Source organism: Streptomyces sp. NPDC006739 (assembly GCF_042869815.1).
In the GTDB taxonomy this organism is placed as follows: Bacteria; Actinomycetota; Actinomycetes; order Streptomycetales; family Streptomycetaceae; genus Streptomyces.
Genome location: NZ_JBIAGM010000004.1, coordinates 473,116 through 492,836 on the forward strand (window position 1 = coordinate 473,116; position 19,721 = coordinate 492,836).

The 19,721-nt window shown below is 71.7% G+C and carries 16 protein-coding genes; 11 read left to right on the forward strand and 5 right to left on the reverse strand.

Annotated features, from left to right (window positions below):
• Positions 1-469: 469 nt before the first annotated feature.
• The 7 genes from ACFYMM_RS11990 to ACFYMM_RS12020 all read left to right on the forward strand — a co-directional run bounded on the left by ACFYMM_RS11990 (position 470) and on the right by ACFYMM_RS12020 (position 10,585).
• Positions 470-1,954, forward strand: coding sequence for a sensor histidine kinase (locus ACFYMM_RS11990; protein WP_388385704.1), 1,485 nt, complete (start codon positions 470-472; stop codon positions 1,952-1,954).
• Positions 1,945-2,628: a LuxR C-terminal-related transcriptional regulator gene (locus ACFYMM_RS11995; protein ID WP_388385705.1), complete on the forward strand. Its 684-nt coding sequence runs from the start codon at positions 1,945-1,947 to the stop codon at positions 2,626-2,628. Before ACFYMM_RS11990 ends, ACFYMM_RS11995 begins: the two co-directional genes overlap by 10 nt.
• Before the next feature lie 122 nt (positions 2,629-2,750).
• The gene (locus ACFYMM_RS12000; RefSeq protein WP_388385706.1) at positions 2,751-3,950 is read left to right on the forward strand and encodes an alpha/beta hydrolase family protein; all 1,200 of its coding nucleotides are present in this window, start codon (positions 2,751-2,753) and stop codon (positions 3,948-3,950) included.
• A 215-nt stretch (positions 3,951-4,165) separates the two neighbouring features.
• Positions 4,166-4,486, forward strand: coding sequence for a hypothetical protein (locus ACFYMM_RS12005; protein ID WP_388385707.1), 321 nt, complete (start codon positions 4,166-4,168; stop codon positions 4,484-4,486).
• A 4-nt stretch (positions 4,487-4,490) separates the two neighbouring features.
• Positions 4,491-5,990 carry a C2 family cysteine protease gene (locus tag ACFYMM_RS12010; protein WP_388385708.1) on the forward strand — a complete coding sequence of 500 codons (1,500 nt, stop codon included), beginning with the start codon at positions 4,491-4,493 and terminating at the stop codon, positions 5,988-5,990.
• On the forward strand, positions 5,987-6,736 hold the full coding sequence (locus tag ACFYMM_RS12015; protein ID WP_388385709.1) for a hypothetical protein: 750 nt from the start codon (positions 5,987-5,989) through the stop codon (positions 6,734-6,736). Before ACFYMM_RS12010 ends, ACFYMM_RS12015 begins: the two co-directional genes overlap by 4 nt.
• 402 nt (positions 6,737-7,138) lie before the next feature.
• Complete coding sequence (locus tag ACFYMM_RS12020) at positions 7,139-10,585, forward strand: BTAD domain-containing putative transcriptional regulator (RefSeq protein ID WP_388385799.1); 3,447 nt, start codon at positions 7,139-7,141, stop codon at positions 10,583-10,585.
• 15 nt (positions 10,586-10,600) lie between these two features.
• Here ACFYMM_RS12020 and ACFYMM_RS12025 read toward each other — a convergent pair whose 3' ends face one another.
• Positions 10,601-12,289 carry a bifunctional 3'-5' exonuclease/DNA polymerase gene (locus tag ACFYMM_RS12025; protein ID WP_388385710.1) on the reverse strand — a complete coding sequence of 563 codons (1,689 nt, stop codon included), beginning with the start codon at positions 12,287-12,289 and terminating at the stop codon, positions 10,601-10,603.
• A 71-nt stretch (positions 12,290-12,360) separates the two neighbouring features.
• Complete coding sequence (locus ACFYMM_RS12030; RefSeq protein ID WP_388385711.1) at positions 12,361-13,083, reverse strand: Clp protease N-terminal domain-containing protein; 723 nt, start codon at positions 13,081-13,083, stop codon at positions 12,361-12,363.
• 205 nt (positions 13,084-13,288) lie between these two features.
• On the opposite strand from ACFYMM_RS12030, the gene ACFYMM_RS12035 reads away from it, so the two are divergent.
• Complete coding sequence (locus tag ACFYMM_RS12035; protein ID WP_388385712.1) at positions 13,289-14,389, forward strand: DUF2786 domain-containing protein; 1,101 nt, start codon at positions 13,289-13,291, stop codon at positions 14,387-14,389.
• 18 nt (positions 14,390-14,407) lie between these two features.
• Here ACFYMM_RS12035 and ACFYMM_RS12040 read toward each other — a convergent pair whose 3' ends face one another.
• Together ACFYMM_RS12040 and ACFYMM_RS12045 are read right to left on the reverse strand one after the other, a co-directional pair.
• Positions 14,408-14,953 carry a DUF4232 domain-containing protein gene (locus ACFYMM_RS12040; RefSeq protein ID WP_388385713.1) on the reverse strand — a complete coding sequence of 182 codons (546 nt, stop codon included), beginning with the start codon at positions 14,951-14,953 and terminating at the stop codon, positions 14,408-14,410.
• A 91-nt stretch (positions 14,954-15,044) separates the two neighbouring features.
• On the reverse strand, positions 15,045-15,521 hold the full coding sequence (locus ACFYMM_RS12045; RefSeq protein WP_388385800.1) for a hypothetical protein: 477 nt from the start codon (positions 15,519-15,521) through the stop codon (positions 15,045-15,047).
• A 512-nt stretch (positions 15,522-16,033) separates the two neighbouring features.
• Between ACFYMM_RS12045 and ACFYMM_RS12050 the strand changes: the two genes are divergently transcribed.
• On the forward strand, positions 16,034-16,303 hold the full coding sequence (locus ACFYMM_RS12050; RefSeq protein WP_030781778.1) for a DUF397 domain-containing protein: 270 nt from the start codon (positions 16,034-16,036) through the stop codon (positions 16,301-16,303).
• A 106-nt stretch (positions 16,304-16,409) separates the two neighbouring features.
• On the opposite strand, the gene ACFYMM_RS12055 is transcribed toward ACFYMM_RS12050, so the two are convergent.
• Positions 16,410-16,907: an ATP-binding protein gene (locus tag ACFYMM_RS12055; RefSeq protein WP_388385714.1), complete on the reverse strand. Its 498-nt coding sequence runs from the start codon at positions 16,905-16,907 to the stop codon at positions 16,410-16,412.
• Positions 16,908-17,251: 344 nt separating this feature from the next.
• Between ACFYMM_RS12055 and ACFYMM_RS12060 the strand changes: the two genes are divergently transcribed.
• A complete protein-coding gene (locus ACFYMM_RS12060) occupies positions 17,252-18,076 on the forward strand; it encodes a helix-turn-helix domain-containing protein (protein WP_388385801.1) in 825 nt (274 codons plus the stop codon).
• A gap of 178 nt (positions 18,077-18,254) precedes the next feature.
• Positions 18,255-19,715, forward strand: coding sequence for an aldehyde dehydrogenase family protein (locus tag ACFYMM_RS12065; RefSeq protein ID WP_388385715.1), 1,461 nt, complete (start codon positions 18,255-18,257; stop codon positions 19,713-19,715).
• Positions 19,716-19,721: the final 6 nt, after the last annotated feature.

Below are 19,721 nucleotides of genomic sequence, written 5' to 3' on the forward strand. Positions count from 1 at the left end.
GAACGGCTTGCGTGAGCGATGCGGGAGCGGAGGGGCCGGCAGCCTACTTCTTGGTCCTTTTGGCGGCCTTGCGGGCCGCCTTCTCCGCCTCCGCCTTCCGCCGAAGCGGCAAAAGCTTCGCGGTCGCCTCGGCGCTGAGGCGCAGGTTGATGCCAAGGGCGATGGCGGCCTCCGTTGCGCTCCCCAGTCTGGCCGGGGTAGGTGTTTGCCCACCTCAGAAGTGGGTTTCGGCCCCTGGTGCTCGCCGGTCCCGCGCAGCAGCATGATCTCCGGGCCACAGCGCGTGGCCTGGATGACGAGACGGGGGGCGGATATGTGGCCGTTTCCGGTGCACGGGGCGGCGCCTTGGCCGGCGGGCGTGCTGGTGACGTTGACCGCGGTCTGCGCTGTGCTGGCCTTCAGGGCTGAGCAGGCGCGGGACCGCTCGGGGCGTGTCGTGCGACCGGCTGGGCGGATCGGCTGGCCCGTCGTGGCAGGGCTGGTGGGTACGGCCGCGTACGGCAGTGTGCCTGCTCTGCTGTTCGCCCTGCACAACTCCACCGGAGGGGCCGGCTACGTAGTCACCGTGCCGGAACTGGAACCCGGCGGGCTGCTCCCGGCGGCACTGCTGATGGCCGGCCTGCTGGCCACCGTACTGCTCTCCTCGGCGCGCGCCCCCAGGCGGTGGGTGCTGCCCGTGGTGGCGGCGGTGACCGGGGAACTGCTGGAATGGACGTACTGGCTCACGCATTCCTCTGCCGGCTATGGGCCGACATCGCTGAACGTCCTGGTGGGCTGTGTGAGCGTCCCGGTGCTCGCCGCCTTCGCCGGTGCGGCTTCGCGCCGGCTGGCGAGCAGCAGGCTGGCGCGTTTGGCCGCAGCCGACGCACCGAGGTCCGCGCGCTGGGCCCTGCTGCTGCCCGCCGTCGTGGTGATGACCGGTGACCTGCTCGGCCTCGATCTGTGGCAGTCCGCGTCGCCGGGCACTGGGATCGGGCCGGCAGTGATGAGCTACCTGGTCGGGCTGGCGCTGCTGGTGGCCGTCGTGGCCGGGCTGGTGCGGTGGCCGAGGGCGGCCGCGGACCTGGCGGCCCTGGGCCTGGTGGGGATCGGGGTGTACGACGTCGCCCAGAGCGGGTTCGGGCAATCCCTGGTGACGGTGCAGAAGTTCGGCTCCCCGCGGGGGCCGGCGCCGTTGCTCCCCATGGAGACGGCTCACCATGCGTCGGTCCTCGGCGGGATCCAGGGGGCAGTGCTGCTGGCTCTCGGGCTCTGGTTGCTGCCACTGACCGTGTTGCCGGATGCGGGGCGGTTGTTGGGGAGGGGGCCGGATCCGGCGCTGACCCGGCGGGTGCGGGAGCTGACGGAGACGCGGGCCGACGCGGTCAGCTCCGCGGCGGCGGAGCTGCGCAGGATCGAGCGGGACCTGCACGACGGCGCGCAGGGGCGGCTGGTCACCATCGGGATGAACCTCCGGGTCGCGGAGGAGATGATCCATAGCGATCCCCGCGGGGCCGCCGCACTGGTCGTGGAGGCCCGCGTCGCCTCGGCGGCGGCGCTGGAGGAACTGCGTGGCCTGATCAGGGGGATGCACCCGCCGATGCTGGCCGACCGGGGCCTGGGGGAGGCGGTCCGGGCGCTCGCACTGGACCTGCCCCTGCCGTGTGAGACCGAGATCGATCTGCCGGGGCGGCTCGACGCCCCGCTGGAGTCCGCGTGCTACTTCGCCGTCGCCGAGGTGGTCACCAACGCCGTCCGGCATGCCTCGGCGCACGGCCTCCAGATCCGCATGGCCCGGACGGCCGGGCTGCTGCGCATCGAGGTGGTCGACGACGGGGTGGGCGGCGCGGATCCCGCCCGTGGCACCGGGCTGGCCGGGGTGGAGCGACGGCTGGCGGCCTTTGACGGCATCCTGGCGGTCAGCAGCCCGCCCGGGGGGCCGACGATGGTGGTCATGGAGGTGCCGTGCGCGTAGTCGTCGCGGAAGATCTCTTCCTGCTCCGGGAGGGCCTGGTCAGGCTTCTCAAGGCACGCGGGTTCGAGATCGTGGCGGCCACCGACAGTGCGCCGGGTCTGCTCGGCGCGCTGCTGGAGTTCCGGCCTGACCTTGCGATCGTGGACATCAGGCTGCCGCCCACCCACACCGACGACGGGCTGCGTGCGGCGCTGTCCGCCCGGGAACGGATACCCGGGCTGCCGATCCTGCTGCTCTCGCAGTACGTCGAGCAGATCTACGCCCAGGAGTTGCTCGCCGACCAGGCCGGAGGGGTCGGTTACCTGCTCAAGGACCGGGTGTTCAGCGACGACCAGTTCGTCGACGTGATCCGTACGGTCGCGGCGGGCGGCACGGTCATGGACCCCGAAGTGGTCACCAAACTGCTCGGCCGCCGCAGCCGTGGCGAACGCGAAACCCTCTCCAGGCTTACCGAGCGGGAACGCCAAGTGCTTGAGCTCATGGCCGAGGGACGCTCCAACAGCGCCATCGCGAACCGGCTCTTCATCAGCGACAAAGCCGTCTCCAAGCACAGCACCGGCATCTTCACCAAGCTGGACCTCGCTCCCTCCGACGACGACAACCGTCGGGTGCTGGCCGTGCTCGCCTACCTCATGTCCGCGCCGGTGGACGGCCGCATTCCCCCGAGCCACTGAGCTGATCAATACCGAAACGCCGCCGACCGGGCGCGGCCCAAGCGCCGGGCGCAGCCCCGTGCTGCCCGGAAACCCAGTGCTGCCCGGAAACCCAGTGCTGCCCACAACCCCAGGGAGGGTCCGTGACCATCACGCCGTTCATGAACCGAGAAGGAATGACGCGCCGCAGGATGCTCGGAGCCGCGCTGGCAGTCGGGGCCGCCGCGCCGATAGGCGCCGCACACCGGGCGTGGGCTGCTTCGACCGCCCCGGGCCCGGTGCAGCTCACCCTGCCCGTGCCCACCGGACCGTACCCGGTGGGCACGGTACCCCTGCACCTCGTCGACGCTTCGCGTCCGGATCGAGTTGTCGGCCCCGGGCGTCACCGCGAGTTGATGGCCGGCGTCTGGTACCCCGCACGCGAGGTCGAGGACCTGCCGCGCGCCCCCTGGATGACCGAGGGCGCGTTGCGGGCGTTCCTGGCGGACGCCGGCTTCGCCCTCGACCCCGCCCTCGGCCCGCTCACCGCCGGGCACGTGGGCGCGCCCGTACGCCGTACGGGCCACCGCCTGCCCGTCATCGTGTACTCGCACGGCTCGGGCAGCCACCGCGGCGACCACACCATCATGGTCCAGGAACTCGCCAGCCACGGCTACGCCGTGCTCACCGTCGACCACACCCACGACACGTTCACCGAGTTCCCCGACGGGCGGGTGGTCACCCCGGGCGACGTCCCGATGTTCCCGAGGGACTTCGCCGCGGACCTCCGGTTCCTGCTCGACTGCGTGGAGGGGCTCGCCGCCGGGCGCAACCCCGACGTCGACGGCAAGCCACTGCCCCAGGGCTTGCTCGGCGCCCTCGACCCGCGGCGCATCGGCGCGTTCGGCTGGTCGAAGGGCGGCACCGCCACCGCGCTCACCATGCTCGCCGACCGGCGCGTCCGCGCCGGGCTCGGCATCGACGGCCCGATGCAGCCGACCATCACCGCCGACCTGGACCGGCCGTTCATGATGATGACCGCCGTGTTCACCCGGGCCGCCATGCCGGACGTCGCCGAGTTCTGGACGCGTCTTCGCGGCTGGCGGCTCGACATCCAGGCCGACGGGGCCATCCACAACTCATACGGCGACAACGCGACGCTGATCCCGCAGGCGGGCAGGATCCTCGGGATGACCGACCAGCAGATCCAGGACTGGATCGGCACCCTCGACCCGGCCCGGGCCGTACGGATCCAGCAGGCGTACCCGCTCGCGTTCTTCGACCTGCACCTGCGGCACCGGGGGCAGGGGCACCTGCTGGACGGCCCGTGTCCGGCCTTCCCGGAGGTGAAGTTCATCCCGTGAAGCGGCACCCCGCGTCACTCCCACTCCCTCACCGGGACGTGGGGCGGTCCCTTGGCTCGGAACGTCGCGGCGACCGAGCAGCGGGAAGTCCGGGGCCGGCTTCTGCGGAGCGAGCACCTCCCAGGTCCCCGCCCGATTGCGTTGGCCATGGCTCCTGTTGGCGTTTGTTAGCATCAGCGATCAGTGCCTTGCGGCCGTTCGACTACGGGGATGACATGGGGAGACCGGACGACGAGCGGGGCGAGACGCCCGCGCAGTTGCAGAAGCGGGCGGAAGACCTGCGTGAGTGCGCCCGCAGGGCACGGGCCCTCGCCGGGTCGCTCGGGCCCTATCTCGACAACGCGGTGCGGCAGGCGACGCCCGCCATCTGGCAGGGGCCGTTCGCCGAGGCGTCCACCGCGACGCTCGGCGCCCGCAAGGGCTCACTGGCCTCGATGGCCGGTGATCTGATGGCTGACGCCCGGCGCTGGGAGACCGAGGCGCGCAACCTCGACGAGCAAGCCGCCCAGGCCAAGACCAACAAGCCCGGAGGATGAACTGATGCCGTTCGCCGGGTTCGACATCCCGAGGATCCGCGGCCTCGGGCGCGATCTGAAGACGCTGGGCGACAACGCGGGCAAGCTGCACAGTGACATCTCCTCGGTGCTGATACAGGCCCAGAGCCTGCTCGGTGGCAAGCCCGCCACCACCAGCCCGGCCCTCGAACCGCTGATCGCCAACCCCTTCCCCTTCTGGCCTTTCGGCGGCGGCAGCCTGCCGGGGTCGCTCGGGGGCGAGCTGCGCGACATGTCCGACTCGATCACGCGCCGCTGCGACCAGCTGGAGAAGTGCAACGAACTGCTCGCCAAGGGGTACGCCATCGACCCCGCGCTCGCCTTCGCCGACGAGACGGCCCCCGACGAGAAGAAGATCACCGGCGCGCTGGCGGCCATCGCCGCGCTGGACGGCAAGGACTTCGGCGACGACGGCAACCGCGACGATCTGGACAAGGTCAAGGACCAGCTCGACGCCCTGACCCCCGCCGAACTCGACGCCTTCCTGGCCAAGGTCCCGGCCGACGACCTGCGCCGCTACGGCGACCTGGCGAAGAAGACCGACGACAGCGGCATGTGGTGGTGGGAGTCCCACGACGGCATACCCGACGGCGAGTTCCGCGACCACCTCAGCCGGCTGCTGCAGAAGGCCGGGCCCTCGCACTGGGCCACGCTGGAGGCGGCGTTCCCGGGGATCCAGCCGGGATTCGACACGACGGACGCCTGGCTCCAGGGGTACAACTCGCAGCTGAACCAGGGCGTGCAGGGGATGCACTACGGCACTCCCGCCGACCCGCTGTTCGCCACGCCGGGCAAGGTCGACGCGTCGAGCATCTCGCAGGGCCAGTTCGCGGACTGCTGGTACATCGCGTCCCTCACCGCGACGGCCCAGGCGAACCCGCAGTTCATCGCCGAAGGGATCAGGCAGAACCCCAACGGCACGGTGAACGTGCGGATCTGGGACCAGGACGGCAACCAGCACTGGGTCACCGTCACCCCCGACCTTCCGATGGACCAGAACGGGAACCTGGTGTCGGCGCACGGAGCCGGTGAGACCTGGCCCGCCTACTACGAGAAGGCGTTCGCCCTGATGTACGGCGGCGACAAGGGCGGAACACCGGACAACCACCAGGGGGACCCGCTCTACGACCGGGCGGAGAAGGGCGACTACGGAGCCACCGAATGGGACCAGACCAACATGGCCCCGCCGTACGTGACCGGTCATGACTCCAAGTCGATCGACAACAACCTCGACGCCATCAGGAAGTCCTTCCAATCGCATCACCCGGTGATCGTGGCGACCGGCTCCGTAGACCCCAAGGACGTACCGGACGAGTGGAAGAGCAGCTTCGTGAGCCGGCACGTGTTCTACGTCAAAGGGTTCACCCCTGACGGGAAGGTCGTCCTCGGCAACCCGTGGGGCGGCGGCGCCCCGGACGTCGAGGCCATGCCCGACCAGTACGAGAAATACTTCAACAGCCCACAGGAACTGCAGGTGGCGAAATGAGAATCGGGAAACTCGGCGGGGCCGTCTGCCTGACGCTGTCGCTGGCCGCCTGCGGCGCGAAGGGCGGTTCCGAGGCGTCGCACTCCGCCGCCCCCTCGACGTCGGCCTCGGCGTCGTCCTCGGCACCGAGGCCCGTGCCGGCCGCCGACAAGGGGCCGGAGTGCGACGGCAGCAAGGACGCCAGGGGAGCACACGTCCTGCGGGGCGGTACGGCCGTACTGCCGGGCGGCGGAAGGGTGGCGTACACGGCGGCGGGCGCCGACGGGCGGCATCGCACCGCGGTGCTGGCGGTGGACGGCGTCAAGCAGACCGTGGCAGCGGGGCACCGGGTCACGCTGAAGGGGCGCGCTGTCACGGTCGCCCAGATCTGTACCTATCGCGTGGTGCTCGTCATGCCGGAGCACGGCGGCACGAACCAGAACCAGGGGACGCACATGGCCAAGTGGCCTACGACGCAGGACGGTCACTGGCGGCTGCGCTGGCACGTGCCCGACAACGGCCCTGCCATGGGAGCCGTGGTGACCGACATCCAGGACGGTCCGGGCCGCGCCTCGATCAGCGTGACGGCCGTGGGCCAGGGACAGCTCGCCTTCTACGACGATGTGCGCAAGGGCAGCACCGTCGAGATCGCGGGCAGGCTCTGGAAGGTCGAGACCGTCGACGCCGGGCACATGAACGTCGAGATGAACTCGCCCGATTTCAAGGCTGGATATGTAGACCTGCTGGAGCTGACCAAGCCCTACTAGCCGGCGCGCGGGATACGGGACAAGGACCCCGGTCGTTCACCTCCGCCGACCGGGGCCCTCTTGCGTCCCCGGATCCGGCCTACGGCGACACTCCCCCGAGTTGCGCGACCGACGCGCGCGTCCGTCGGGCCAGATCCGATGCAGTGATCAGATCAGGACGCACCAACGGATCGCTAACATGTGGCCAACGGTTCGTGCGAAGCGCGTGGACCGGTTGGCGTGAAGTTGCCTGCGAGCGGCGGCAGAGGCCGGAACCCTAGCGGATTCCGGGCCGGACCGGCAGGGGGCAGGTGGCGGGAAACCGTCGTGAGAGGGCGGAATTCCGCCACACGGTACGGCGGGCACACGCCCGCCCCGGAGCACGGTCGAACAGGACCGCGCGGAAAGGCAGTGGGCGGTGTGATGCGGCGGTACGGGCTGCGGTTCGGACTGCTGGGACCCCCGGTCCTCTACGACCGACTGCCGTTCGGGATGTCGTACGACGCCGCCGAGGGCGAGACCGTCCTCTACGACGCCGCCGAGGGCGTCCATGACACCGGTGACCGCAGCGGCGAGGGCGCCGTCCGGGCGATCGGCAGCCCCAAGGTGCGCACGCTGCTCGCCGCGCTGCTGCTGGGGGCCGGCCGGGTCGTCTCGGTCGAGTCGCTGGAGGACGCCCTGTGGGGCGGCGCCCCGCCGGTGTCCGCGCGGGCCTCGCTGCACAACCACGTCACCCGGCTGCGCCGGCTCCTCGACGACCCCGAGCGGCTGCGGGCCGTTGCCCCCGGGTATCTCCTGCGGCTCGAGCACGGCGAGTTGGACGTGCACCTGTTCGACGCCCGGGTCACCGAGGTGCGGGTGGCACACGCCCGGCGGGACTGGGCGGGGGTGCTGCGCGCCTGCGCTGCGGCGCTCGCGCTCTGGCGTGGCACACCCCTCAGCGGGCTCCCCGCCGACCTCGGCGGCTACGCCTTCGTCCAGCGCCTGGAAGAGGCGCGGCTGCTGTTGCTGGAGTGGCGGTACGACGCCGAACTGGCCCTCGGCGGAGCGCGCCTGCCGGGCCTGGTCCCGGAGTTGGCGGCTCTCGTCGCCGAGCATCCGCTGCGGGAGGCCTTCCACCGGCAGCTGATGCTCGCCCTGCACCGCACCGGCCGCCAGGCCGAGGCCCTCGCCGTCCACCGCGACCTGCGCGCCCGCCTGATCGACGAACTCGGCGTCGAGCCCGGCCCGGCCGTCCGTGAGGCCCATGTCGAGGTGCTGCGGGGGAGCGGCGGGAAGCCGCCCGCCGGGAGCATCGAGCCTCCCGGGGCGAACAGGAGTACGGACAAGGGGGCGGAGCCGGACGCCGGACGGCTTGCCGCACAGCACGCCGACCAGTTCCTTCTCACCGAAGGCCCGCGGTTCGGCCACGAGCGCCCCACCTCCAAGGCGACCGCGCCCTCCACCGACCACCCCGTATCTACGCGCGAGGACACACCACAGTCAGCCCCGGCGACCCCACGCCCGGCCCAACTTCCGCCCCCGCCGGCCCACTTCACGGGCCGTACCGCCGTATGCGACGACCTGCGCCAGGCGCTGACGGAACCGGCACCGCACACGCCGACCCCCGCCGTCGCCGTGATCAGCGGTATGGCGGGCGTCGGCAAGAGCGCCCTCGGCCTGCACGTGGCACACCAGCTGCGGGATCGTTTTCCCGACGGACAGCTGTACGTCAACCTGCACGGCGCCACCCCGGGCATGTCCCCCCTCGCCCCCGCCCAGGCCCTCGCCGGGCTGCTCCGGGACGTCGGCACCGAGCCCCGGCACATCCCCGAACACCCGGATGCGGCCGCCGCGCTGCTCCGCTCGGTGCTCGCCCCCACCCGCACGCTGATGGTGCTCGACGACGCGGCGAACGCGGCCCAGGTACGACCCCTGCTCCCGGCCGGCCCCGGCTGCGCGGTGATCGTCACCAGCCGTTCCCCGCTGACCGCCCTCGACGGGGCCCGCCGCTTCCCGCTCGGGCCGCTGACCGGGGAGGACAGCGCGGCGCTGCTGCGCGCGGTGAGCGGACGCGAGGGCCTCGACGCCGCCCACCCGCTGGTCGAGCTGACCGGCCGGCTTCCGCTGGCCCTGCGCGTGGTCGCCGCCCGGCTCGCCGCCCGCCGCGCCCTCACGGCGGACGTACTGGCCGGACAACTGGCCGCCACGGAGGGCCGCTTGCACCATCTTGAGTACGACGACCTGAGCGTCCGCCGCTCCCTGGCCGTCGCCCACGACGCGCTCGCCGCCTCCGACCGCGAGGCCGACCGGGACGCTGCGCTCGCCCTGCGCCACCTCGGCGAACTCGACCTCCCGACCTACGGCGCCCTCCTGCTCGCCCGCCTCACCGGTACCGACGAGCGGCGCGCCGAGGCCGCCCTGGACCGCCTGGTCGACGTCGCCCTCCTGGAGGAGACGGCGTACGGCCGCTACGCCCCCCACGACCTGGTCCGGGACTTCGCCCGTGAACTCGCCACCTCCGCCCACCTGACAGCACCTGGCACCGGTCGCCCCCCGGAGTCTGCCGCCGGCCGCGCTTCCGGCCCGGACATCGGCCCCGCCTCCCGACCCGCCGTCGGCCGGACCTCGGCGCCCGACGCCGACGAGGCCCCCCGGCCCACGGGGCCCCCGCAGGAGTGGCGTGCCCTCGCTCACCCCTCCGAGCCCGTCACCGACGGCGCCCCCCAACCCACCGCTCACCCCTCCGATCCCGATCCCGATCTCACCGCCCTGCGCTGGTACGCGGCCGCCGCCGAGCGTGTCCTCGCCGCCATCGTCGAACCCGGACTCGACCAGGACGACCGCCGTCGGCCCACCGCCGCCCAGCCGCCCGGGCACGCGGTGGACGTGGCCGAGTTGCCCGCCTTCGACCACTCCGCGCACGCCTTCGCCTGGGGAGACATGGAGTTGGAGAACATCGTCACCCTGGTGGAGCGCAACGCCGACACGTCCGACGACCGCCGGGCCGCGCACCTCTCCGTCCTCGTGCGGCTGTTCTTCCCCTTTGTCCAGCGCCGGGGGCGGGTCGCGGAGATGGAGGTGCTCGGCCGGGCCGCGCTCGGCACCGCGCGGCGGCTCGGCGACGAGGCGGCCGAGGCGTACGCCCTCGGCGACCTGGCCGGCCTGCACTTCCTGACCGGCCGCCAGAACGACGCCCTCGCCCTCACCGACCGCGCCCTCGCCATCTGGCGGCGCCTGGGCACCGTCTCCTGGATCCGCCGCTGTCTGAACAACCGCGGCCTGCTGCTGGGCGGCCTGGGACGGCACGACGAGTCCGGTGAGGCGCTGCGGCAGAGCCTGGAGTACTCACGGCAGCTGAACGACCCCTACGGCGAGGCCATCACCCACAGCCACCTCGGCAACCTCTACGAGCACACCGACCCCCGGGCCGCCATCGAACAGCACCGGCGCTCCCTGGCGATCGGCGACGCGATCGGCGCCGTCATCGTGCAGCACTCGGCGCACTGCAACATCGGTTACGCCCACCTCACCCTCGGCGAACCGGCCGCCGCCGCGACGCACTTCGAGGAGAGTCTGCGCATCCTCGGCAGCCACGGCGACTGGCACGGCGAGTCCCAGACCCGGCTCGGTCTGGTGCGCGCCCTGCGGCAGCTGGGCGAGACCGGGCGGGCCGGCCGCGAGTGCGCGGAGCTGCTGCGCCGCGCCGACGCCCGGGCGGACCGCTACATCGGCGGTCTCGCCCGCTACCAGCACGGGCTCCTGCTGCGCGAGCAGGGCCACCGGACGGAGGCGCGGGACGCCTGGCGCGCGGCCCTCGCCGCGCTGGACGGCACCGACGAGAGGGCGGTCCTGGAGGAACTGCGGGGACTGCTCGCGCGCGCCCGCTGACGCGCCGGCCTGCGGTCACTTCGCGTCGGCATAGCACTCCACCACCGCCGTGGTGAACGGGAACCGTACCGGCGTCCGCCCGAACGTCAGCCGTCCGGCCAGCTCGGACGCCTCCCGGATGGCCCGTACGACCGTGTCGGCCTCCTCCTGCGGACAGTGCACGATCACCTCGTCGTGCTGGAAGAAGACCAACTCGGCCGCCAGCTCCGCGCAGGCTCGGCGCAGCGCGGCGAGCAGCAGCAGCGCCCAGTCGGCGGCGCTGCCCTGGACCACGAAGTTGCGGGCGAAGCGGCCCCGCGCGCGGGAGTTGGTCGACGCGTACCCCGGCACCCAGCCCTCGGCGGGCGGCTGGTCCGGATCGTCCTGCGGGAGGCCCGCCTCCTCGGCCGCACCGTCGCCGGCCCCCGCCGCCGGTGGGCAGGTGCGCCCCAGCCAGGTCCGCACGAGCCGCCCCTCCTCGCCGGCCCGGGCCGCCTCGTCGACGTACGCCACCGCCTGGGGGAATCGGCGCCGTAGCGCGGCGAGGTTCTTCAGGCCGTCGCCCGAGGTCTGCCCGTAGACGGCGCCGAGCACGGCGATCTTGGCCTGGTCGCGGTCGCCGGAGAAGGCGCGGTCGGAGACGGCCTGGTACAGGTCGCTCTCCCGGCCGGCCACCTCCATCAGCCCGGGGTCGCGGGAGATCGCGGCCAGCACGCGCGGCTCCATCTGGTCGGCGTCGGCCACCACCAGCCGCCAGCCGGGGTCGGCGACCACGGCCCGCCGGATCACCTTGGGGATCTGCAGCGCGCCCCCGCCGTTGGTCACCCAGCGCCCGGTGACCGTCCCGCCGGCCAGGAACTCCGGCCTGAACCGCCCCTCGCGCACCCAGTCCTGCAGCCAGGACCAGCCGTGCGCCACCCAGATCCGGTACAGCTTCTTGTATTCCAGCAGAGGCTCGACGGCCGGATGGTCGAGGGAGGCGATCTCCCAGCGGCGGGTGGACTTCACCCTGATCCCGGCCTGGGCGAAGGCCTTGGCCACGTCGGCGGGCAGATCGGGCCGGACCCGGCGGCCGAACGCCGCCGACACCTCGTCCGCCAGCTCGGCCAGGCGGCGCGGTTCGCCGCCGCCCGTGTACCGCTCGCCGAGCAGGTCGTGCAGCAGTTCGCGGTGCACCCGGGCGCTCCAGGGCAGGCCGGCGCGGTTCATCTCGGCGGCCACCAGCATCCCGGCCGACTCGGCGGCGGTCAGCAGCCGCATCCGGTCGGGGTGCGCGGCCCGGTCGTGCCGCCGCTGCTGGTCGGCGTAGACCGCGAGGAGGTCGTCGAGCGGCAGCCGGGCGGCCTCCGGCTCGAACAGCGGGGACTGCGCACTCGGGTCGGCCGAACGATGGGGCGGATCGGGCGGTACGGGGCCGCCTCGGAGGCGGGCCAGGGCGGCGGCGGCCGAGCGTGGCTCGCCGTGCCGCCCCTCGTGGCCCAGCAGCAGGGTCTCGGCGTCCTCGATGTCGTAGCACCGCTCGACTCGCACCCCCGTGGCGAGCAGACGCGGATAGACCTCGGGAGTCGACCGCCACACCCAGCGCGTCACCTCCGGGCGGCTCCGCACCGCCTCGGCGAGATCGGACTCCCGCCGCACCGGCCCGGCGGGCAGCCCGTCCGGGCCGAGGGGGGCCAGCTCCACGCCGCCGCCCTCGGCCGGCGCGATCGCCCACCGGTCGGTCATGTCTGCGAGTGTCGCAGGGGGGTCTGACAGTGACCCCTCTCCGATCCCGGCTCCACCCCCTCCTACGACCCTTACTTCTCCTGGCGCACCAGTTCCGCCAGCGCCCGGGCGATCTGCCGCTCCGTCGTGGCCTTGTCGACGCCGAGGCCACTGAGGACACCCTCGCCGTGCTCGAACTCCAGCAGGGCCAGCAGGATGTGCTCGGTGCCGATGTAGTTGTGGCCGAGCCGGAGGGCCTCGCGGAAGGTGAGTTCCAGGACCTTCTTGGCGTCCGAGCCGTAGGGGATCAGCTCCGGCACCTCCTCGGCCGCGGGCGGCAGCGCGGCGGTCGCCGCCTGGCGTACCACGTCGAGCACGACCCCCTGCTCGGTGATCGCCTTGGCCGCCAGGGCCTCCGGTTCGGAGAGGAGCCCGAGAACCAGGTGTTCGGGGCGGCCCTCCGGGGAGCGGGCGGCCACCGCCTCGTTGTGCGCGGCCATCACCACGTTGCGGGCGCGCGGGGTGTAGCGGCCGAAGCCCTGGCTGTCGTCGACGTCGGCCGACTCCTTCGGCACGAACCGCTTCTGCGCGGCCTGCCGGGTGACGCCCATGCTCTTGCCGATCTCGGTCCAGGACGCGCCGGAGCGCCGGGCCTGGTCGACGAAGTGCCCGATGAGGTGGTCGGCCACGTCATCCAGGTGATCGGCGGCGATCACCGCGTCCTGGAGCTGTTCGAGGGGCTCGTGGTGGGCCTTCTTGATCGCCTCGATGAGGTCGTCGAGACGTACGGATGCCTTGATGGGGTTCGTCGTCATGTGTCAACCGTAGGTTGACAGGAGCTCATCGTCAACCCGCAGTTGACAGCGGAGTGCGACTCCACCCTGCGGGCCGGCCCTTCGCGCCGGCCCGCGCCTCGCGGCCGCCCCCGCCTGCCACCGGTACGGCCGCCCATCCCACCCGTTGTCCACAGCCTGTGGACAATCTCGTCGGGTTGTCGGTGCCGCATGGCACGATCGACGAGTGACCAGCGCCAGCACCGTCGAGCGAGCCTTTCAGACCGCCCTCTACGACGACACCGACTCCGGCCTCGACACGGGCGCGTCCCTCCTCGCGGCCGATCCCGCGGCCGATGCCGAACTGACGCGGCGGGGCGAGGAGTTCGTCGCGGCGGCCTGGCGGCGCGGCTGGCAGCCCGCCGATGTCGTCCGTCTGGTGCGGCGCGAGCTGGACGACGTCCACGTGGGCATGGCGGCCGGGCTGATCCGGGCGCAGGCGGGACGGGACCGCCCGCGCGGGCGCCGCTGGACCGCCCAGCTCGAAGCCCTCCCGTCCGCTCCCGCGCGCGGCACCGACCGCTTCTCGCACGCCACCACCGCCCTGGAGCTGTACCGCCTGCTGCTGCGGCTGCCCACCCTGGAGCCCCTGGAGGAGCCGCGCCGGCAAAACCGGCCCGCCTCCCGCATGCTCACCCGCATCCGCGCGCTGCTCGCCAAGGCCGAGGCGACCGGGTATCCGGAGGAGGCGGAGGCGCTGAGCGCCAAGGCTCAGGAGCTGATGGCCCGGCACAGCGTCGACGAGGCGCTGCTCGCCGCCGAGGCGCCCGCGCCGGACGCGCCCGGAGCCTGCCGGATCGGCGTCGAGCCGCCGTACGAGCAGGCCAAGGCGGTGCTGCTGGACGCGGTCGCCACCGCCAACCACTGCCGTGCCGTGTGGAACGAACCGCTCGCCTTCTCCACGGTCGTCGGCTTCGAGGCGGACCTGGAGGTGGTGGAACTGCTCTACACCTCACTGCTGGTGCAGGCCACCCACGCGATGGCCGGCGCCGAAGCGGCCCAGAGGGCAGGCGGCCGAAAGCGGACCAAGACCTTCCGGCAGTCCTTCCTCGCGGCCTACGCCCACCGCGTCGGCGACCGTCTCGCGGTGGCCGCCGAGTCCCAGGTCACCCAGGATCTGCTTCCGGTGCTGGCCACCCGCGAGACAGCCGTCACCGACCGCCTGGAGCACATGTTCCCGCGGACCACCACCACCCGCCTGCGCGGGGTGAGCGACGCGGCGGGATGGACGGAGGGCACACGGGCGGCGGACCGGGCCGAGGTCAGGGGCCGCCCGGCGGTCGGCTGAGCGGGAGCCGGCCGGGCGTCAGTCGCCGACCTGCTGGAAGGCGCTCACCCCGGCCTTCAGGTTCGCCGCCTGCCCCTTGCCGGCGATGGAGCCGTACTTCCACGGGAAGGTCTGGGTGGCGGTCGAGCCGGGCAGCGAGATCAGCATCTTCTGCGCGTCGAGGCTGAGCTTGTCACCCGTCTTGCCCCGCACATAGCTGATGGTGAAGGAGGCGGAGTCGCCCTTGTTCAGCTTCAGCTTCTGCGGCTTCGCGCCCGCCTGGTGGTCGACGAGGTCGGAGACGCCGTCCTGCCGCAGATCGACATTGGCGAAGCCGTCCAGGGTGCACGGGGCACTCTGGTTGGTGATGCTGACCGGCACCTCACCCGTGTCGCCGACCGACGGCGCCACACTGGCGCTGCCGACCTGCAAGGAGACGCCGCCGACCTTGCAGGCCGAACTGTCCGAACCGCCCGAGGCCTGCTTGCTCTTGCTTCCGCCTCCGCCACCGCCTCCGCCGCCGTTGCAGGCGGTGAGCAGAAGGGCGGCGGTGAGAGCGGTGACGGTGAGCGGCATGGCGCGCATGTGCGGGTCCCCTGTCGAGGTCGTGGCGATGTCCCAGCATCATCACGCCTGCGCGCGCGGCCCCTTCGCGCGCCCCCGCTGTATGACAGTCCTACCGCTTGACGGTCTTGGGCAGCCCGGACGGGAGCTTGCCGCCCTCGGCCCTGTTGTAGGCCTCCTGGCCGAGCTTGCCCGACCAGGTCACCTTCAGCGTCGACTTGTCGGCCGAGTCGACCATGCCGGTCGCCCGGTCCTTGCTGCCGTCCGTGCAGGTCAGATGGATCATCTCCATCCCGGCCTCCTTGCCCGCGGTCCCGCTGCACACGGTCCCGCCGGTCACGAAGACCCCGGCCCGCTTGCCGGTGACGATCAGCGCGACGATCTTGCCCTTGCTCGTGGTGATCCAGCTGCCCTGGAGCTTGTCGGAGGAGGACGTCACTCCACCGCTGGCGGAACCACCCGAACTGGCGGTGGAGCCGGCGGACGCGGCGGGACTCGCGGAGGAGCCGGCCTTGGAGCCGCCGCCACCGCCGCACCCGGTCAGCGCGAGCGCGCCCACCAGCCCCGCGGCCACCGCCGCGCTCCGCATCTTTGCAGTCGCCGATGTCACTGGAAGCTCCCAAGCTGTAGCCGGTCGGCCGCCCGTGGCCGCAAGGACCGCAGCAAGCTACCAGGCCCTACCAGGAGGATTTGCGTACGCCCGGCAGGAATCCGTTGTGAACCCGCTGCCTCGCCTTCACCCGGAACAGGCAGCCGGCACGAAAGCAGGGGATACGTCACCGCCGTGAGCGGACGCCGTCCGTCCGGTGGGCGGACGGCGACACGGCCCATTCCCCGGTCCGGACCTTCACTCCAGGTGGAACACCAAGGGCCCGCTGAGCGTCTGTTCCTAGTGCGGGCCGGCGTGCGCATGCCCCGCGAAGTCGGGGGCACACGCTGGAACACCTTCGGTAAAGCGGACGTCAAAGCTGTAACCGGAGGAACACCCCGCGTGCACGTGCATCTGCTCATGCAACTGCACATGAACAGGGTTATGATCCGGGTCAGTTGACCACAACATCCATGGCCACATCAGCCAAGTGCACCACCGGGGAGCGACCTGTGGACCGCGACGTTGACGGCGTGTACGGGGGGTACGACGTGTACAACGGCATGGCTGCCACGCAGCTGGACGGAGTGGCCTGGCAGAAGAGCAGGCACAGCAACTCGCAGGGCTCCTGCGTGGAGTTCGCCCGGCTGCCGGGCGGCGACGTGGCGGTACGCAACTCGCGCTTCCCGGACGGCCCCGCGCTCGTCTACACGCGCGCGGAGATCGAGGCGATGCTCCTCGGCGTCAAGGACGGCGAGTTCGACCACCTCATAGCGAGCTGACGCCGAACCTCCTCGCGGACGGTTCGGGGCAGGCTCGCCCCCAGGGTTCGACGGACCCGTTCAACGCGCGTAGACACAGGGCGTGTGAAGAATGGCGGGCCCTGCGTCATTCGGCCGGCCGCAGCCGGAACAGCGCCCAGACGACCTTGCCGTGCAGGGTGCCCGCGAGCGGGTGCCAGCCCCAGCTGTCGCTGAAGGAGTCGACGAGGAACAGCCCGCGGCCCGACTCGGCCGAGAAGTCGTCCGTGTCCCGGGCGACGGGCGTCGCGTGGCTGGGGTCGCGCACCGCGCACACCAGCCGCTCGGTCCAGCGCATCAGGTGCAGCCGTACCGAGGTGTGCTGGTCGGCCGCGCACCCCGCGTCGGCCGGCAGCGCGTGCCGCAGGGCATTGGTGACCAGCTCGGAGACGACCAGGCAGATGTCGTCGAAGCGGTCGCCGACCTCCCACTGGTCGAGCGTCTGTCTCGTGAACAGCCGGGCCTCGCGCACCGCTTCGTACCGGGCGGGCAGGGCGCAGGAGGCGGCGTTGGACACGGCCGCGGGATCCAGCGGCGGAAGGCCCTGCCGTAACGGCTTGAGCATGGTCGATCCATTCGTCCCCATGCGAGGCACTCCCGGGAATTCGCGGTCGTTGCGATGCAGCGGTGGCGCGGGACCATGGTTTCGGATGCGCACAGCAGATGCAAGGGCAGATGCACGTGCACGCGACCGAATTGAGCCGCACCGTACCGCTTCTTGGTCATTTTTTCCGCCATCTTCCAGCCCCGGTGGTGCTGCCCACCCGCGCCCGACCCGCGCCTTCCTGTGCGGAAACTTTGGTCTCTTTCCGTTTCCGTAACCGGACGAGTACTGCTCGAAGTGTTTTAGTGGCAGACTGCGGCCCCTGAAGACGGTTGGGGAGGCTGGCGAACGTGAGCGCGGGAGAGCCGGGATCGGTGGTGCGGCGCATGCTGCTCGGATCACAACTCAGGCGACTGCGTGAAGCGCGGGGGATCACGCGCGAGGCGGCGGGTTACTCGATCCGCGCCTCCGAGTCGAAGATCAGCCGGATGGAGTTGGGCCGGGTGAGCTTCAAGACAAGGGACGTCGAAGACCTGCTGACGCTGTACGGCATCACCGACGAGGCGGAGCGCGAGTCGCTGCTCTCCCTCGCCCGGGAGGCCAACGTCGCGGGCTGGTGGCACAGTTACTCCGATGTACTGCCGAGCTGGTTCCCCACCTACGTGGGACTGGAGGGCGCGGCCTCCCTGATCCGGGCCTACGAGGTGCAGTTCGTGCACGGCCTGCTGCAGACCGAGGAGTACGCCCGGGCCGTCGTGCGGCGCGGCATGAAGGGTGCCGGGACCGCCGACGTGGAGCGCCGGGTCGCGCTGCGCCTGGAGCGGCAGAAGTACCTGGTGGCCGAGAACGCCCCGGACGTCCACATCGTCCTCGACGAGGCCGCCCTGCGCCGCCCCTACGGCGACCGCGAGGTGATGCGCGGCCAGCTCCAGCACCTGATCGAGATCTCCGAGCGGCCCAACGTACGGCTGCAGATCATGCCGTTCAGCCTGGGCGGGCACTCGGGGGAGAGCGGCGCCTTCACCATCCTCAGCTTCCCCGAGTCCGACCTGTCGGACGTGGTCTACCTGGAGCAGCTCACCAGCGCCCTCTACCTCGACAAGCGCGAGGACGTGGCCCAGTACGAGCAGGCGCTCAAGGAACTGCAGCAGGACAGCCCCGGTCCGGACGAGAGCCGAGACCTGCTGCGCGGGCTCCTTCAGTTGTCCTGATTCCGACGGGTCTCGTTCCGGCCACCGTCCCCGGGCCGCCCTTGACTTCCGCACACTTCGTATCCCCAGGTGACACCCCAACTCACCGCAATCACAAGTACGATGACGTGCGATCAGAGCGTGAAACTGATCGGGAGTCTGTCGGCTGCTCGCGGCAGCAAGGGGATCGAGGGATCACATGTCGTCCTGCTTCACCGACCTGGCACAGCAGTACATCGACGGTGAGTGGCGCCCGGGTACCGGCTCCTGGGACATCATCGACTTCAACCCGTACGACGGCGAGAAGCTGGCCTCGATCACCATAGCCACCATCGACGAGGTCGACGACGCCTACCGGGCGGCCGCCCGCGCCCAGAAGGAATGGGCCGAGACCAACCCGTACACCCGCCGGGTCTTCTTCGAGAGAGCCCTGCGCCTCGTCGAGGAGCGGGAGCGGGAGATCACCGACCTGATCATCGCCGAGCTGGGCGGCACGCACGTGAAGGCCCGGTTCGAGATCAGCCTGGCCAAGGAGTTCCTGCGCGAGGCGGCCCAGCTGGCGCTGCGCTGCGAGGGCCGGCTGCTGCCCTCGCCGGTCGACGGCAAGGAGAACCGCCTCTACCGGGTACCGGTGGGTGTTGTCGGCGTCATCAGCCCCTTCAACTTCCCCTTTCTGCTGTCCATCAAGCCGGTCGCCTCGGCGCTCGCCCTCGGCAACGCGGTCGTCCTCAAGCCGCACCAGGAGACCCCGGTCACCGGCGGCACCCTGATCGCCAAGCTCTTCGATGACGCCGGCCTGCCGCCCGGCCTGCTGAACGTCGTACTGACCGACATAGCCGAGATAGGCGACGCGTTCATCGAGCACCCGGTGCCGAAGGTCATCTCCTTCACCGGCTCCGACAAGGTCGGCCGGCACATCGCCACCGTGTGCGCCGCCCAGCTCAAGCGCACCGTCCTGGAACTGGGCGGCAACAGCGCTTTGGTGGTCCTCGACGACGCCGACATCGACTACGCCGTCGACGCGGCCGTCTTCAGCCGGTACGTCGACCAGGGCCAGGTCTGCATGGCCGCCAACCGGGTCCTGGTGGACCGCTCGGTGGCCGAGGAGTTCACCGAGAAGTTCGTCGCCAAGGTCCGCACGCTGAAGACGGGCGACCCCAGCGACCCGCAGACGGTGATCGGGCCGGTCATCAACTCCCTCCAGGCCAACGCCATCTCCGCCGCGATCGAACAGGCCGTCGCCGAGGGCGCCACGGTCCTGGTGCGCGGCTCGGCCACCGACAACCTGGTGGAGCCCTCCGTCCTGACGGACGTCCCGGTCGACTCCTCCCTCCTGCACAAGGAGATCTTCGGCCCGGTCGCCCTGCTCGTCCCGTTCGACGGCGAGGACGAGGCGGTCCGGATCGTCAACGACACCCCCTACGGCCTCAGCGGGGCCGTGCACACGGCCGACATCGAACGGGGCGTGTCCTTCGCCAAGCGGGTCGACACCGGCATGTTCCACGTGAACGACGGCACCGTCCACGACGAACCGCTGGTCCCCTTCGGCGGCGAGAAGCACTCCGGGATCGGCCGGCTGAACGGCGAGACCACGCTGGACGCCTTCACCACGTTGAAGTGGATCTCGGTGCAGCACGGACGGAGCAGGTTCCCCTTCTGATGTGAG

Bases quoted from the DNA above. Each gene is read 5' to 3' on its own strand.
- ACFYMM_RS12005 (WP_388385707.1), top strand. From the start codon at position 4,166: ATGGGGAGACCGGACGACGAGCGGGGCGAGACGCCCGCGCAGTTGCAG.
- ACFYMM_RS12010 (WP_388385708.1), top strand. From the start codon at position 4,491: ATGCCGTTCGCCGGGTTCGACATCCCGAGGATCCGCGGCCTCGGGCGC.
- ACFYMM_RS12015 (WP_388385709.1), top strand. From the start codon at position 5,987: ATGAGAATCGGGAAACTCGGCGGGGCCGTCTGCCTGACGCTGTCGCTG.
- ACFYMM_RS12020 (WP_388385799.1), top strand. From the start codon at position 7,139: ATGCGGCGGTACGGGCTGCGGTTCGGACTGCTGGGACCCCCGGTCCTC.
- ACFYMM_RS12025 (WP_388385710.1), bottom strand. From the start codon at position 12,289: ATGACCGACCGGTGGGCGATCGCGCCGGCCGAGGGCGGCGGCGTGGAG.
- ACFYMM_RS12030 (WP_388385711.1), bottom strand. From the start codon at position 13,083: ATGACGACGAACCCCATCAAGGCATCCGTACGTCTCGACGACCTCATC.
- ACFYMM_RS12040 (WP_388385713.1), bottom strand. From the start codon at position 14,953: ATGCGCGCCATGCCGCTCACCGTCACCGCTCTCACCGCCGCCCTTCTG.
- ACFYMM_RS12045 (WP_388385800.1), bottom strand. From the start codon at position 15,521: ATGCGGAGCGCGGCGGTGGCCGCGGGGCTGGTGGGCGCGCTCGCGCTG.
- ACFYMM_RS12055 (WP_388385714.1), bottom strand. From the start codon at position 16,907: ATGGGGACGAATGGATCGACCATGCTCAAGCCGTTACGGCAGGGCCTT.
- ACFYMM_RS12060 (WP_388385801.1), top strand. From the start codon at position 17,252: ATGCTGCTCGGATCACAACTCAGGCGACTGCGTGAAGCGCGGGGGATC.
- ACFYMM_RS12065 (WP_388385715.1), top strand. From the start codon at position 18,255: ATGTCGTCCTGCTTCACCGACCTGGCACAGCAGTACATCGACGGTGAG.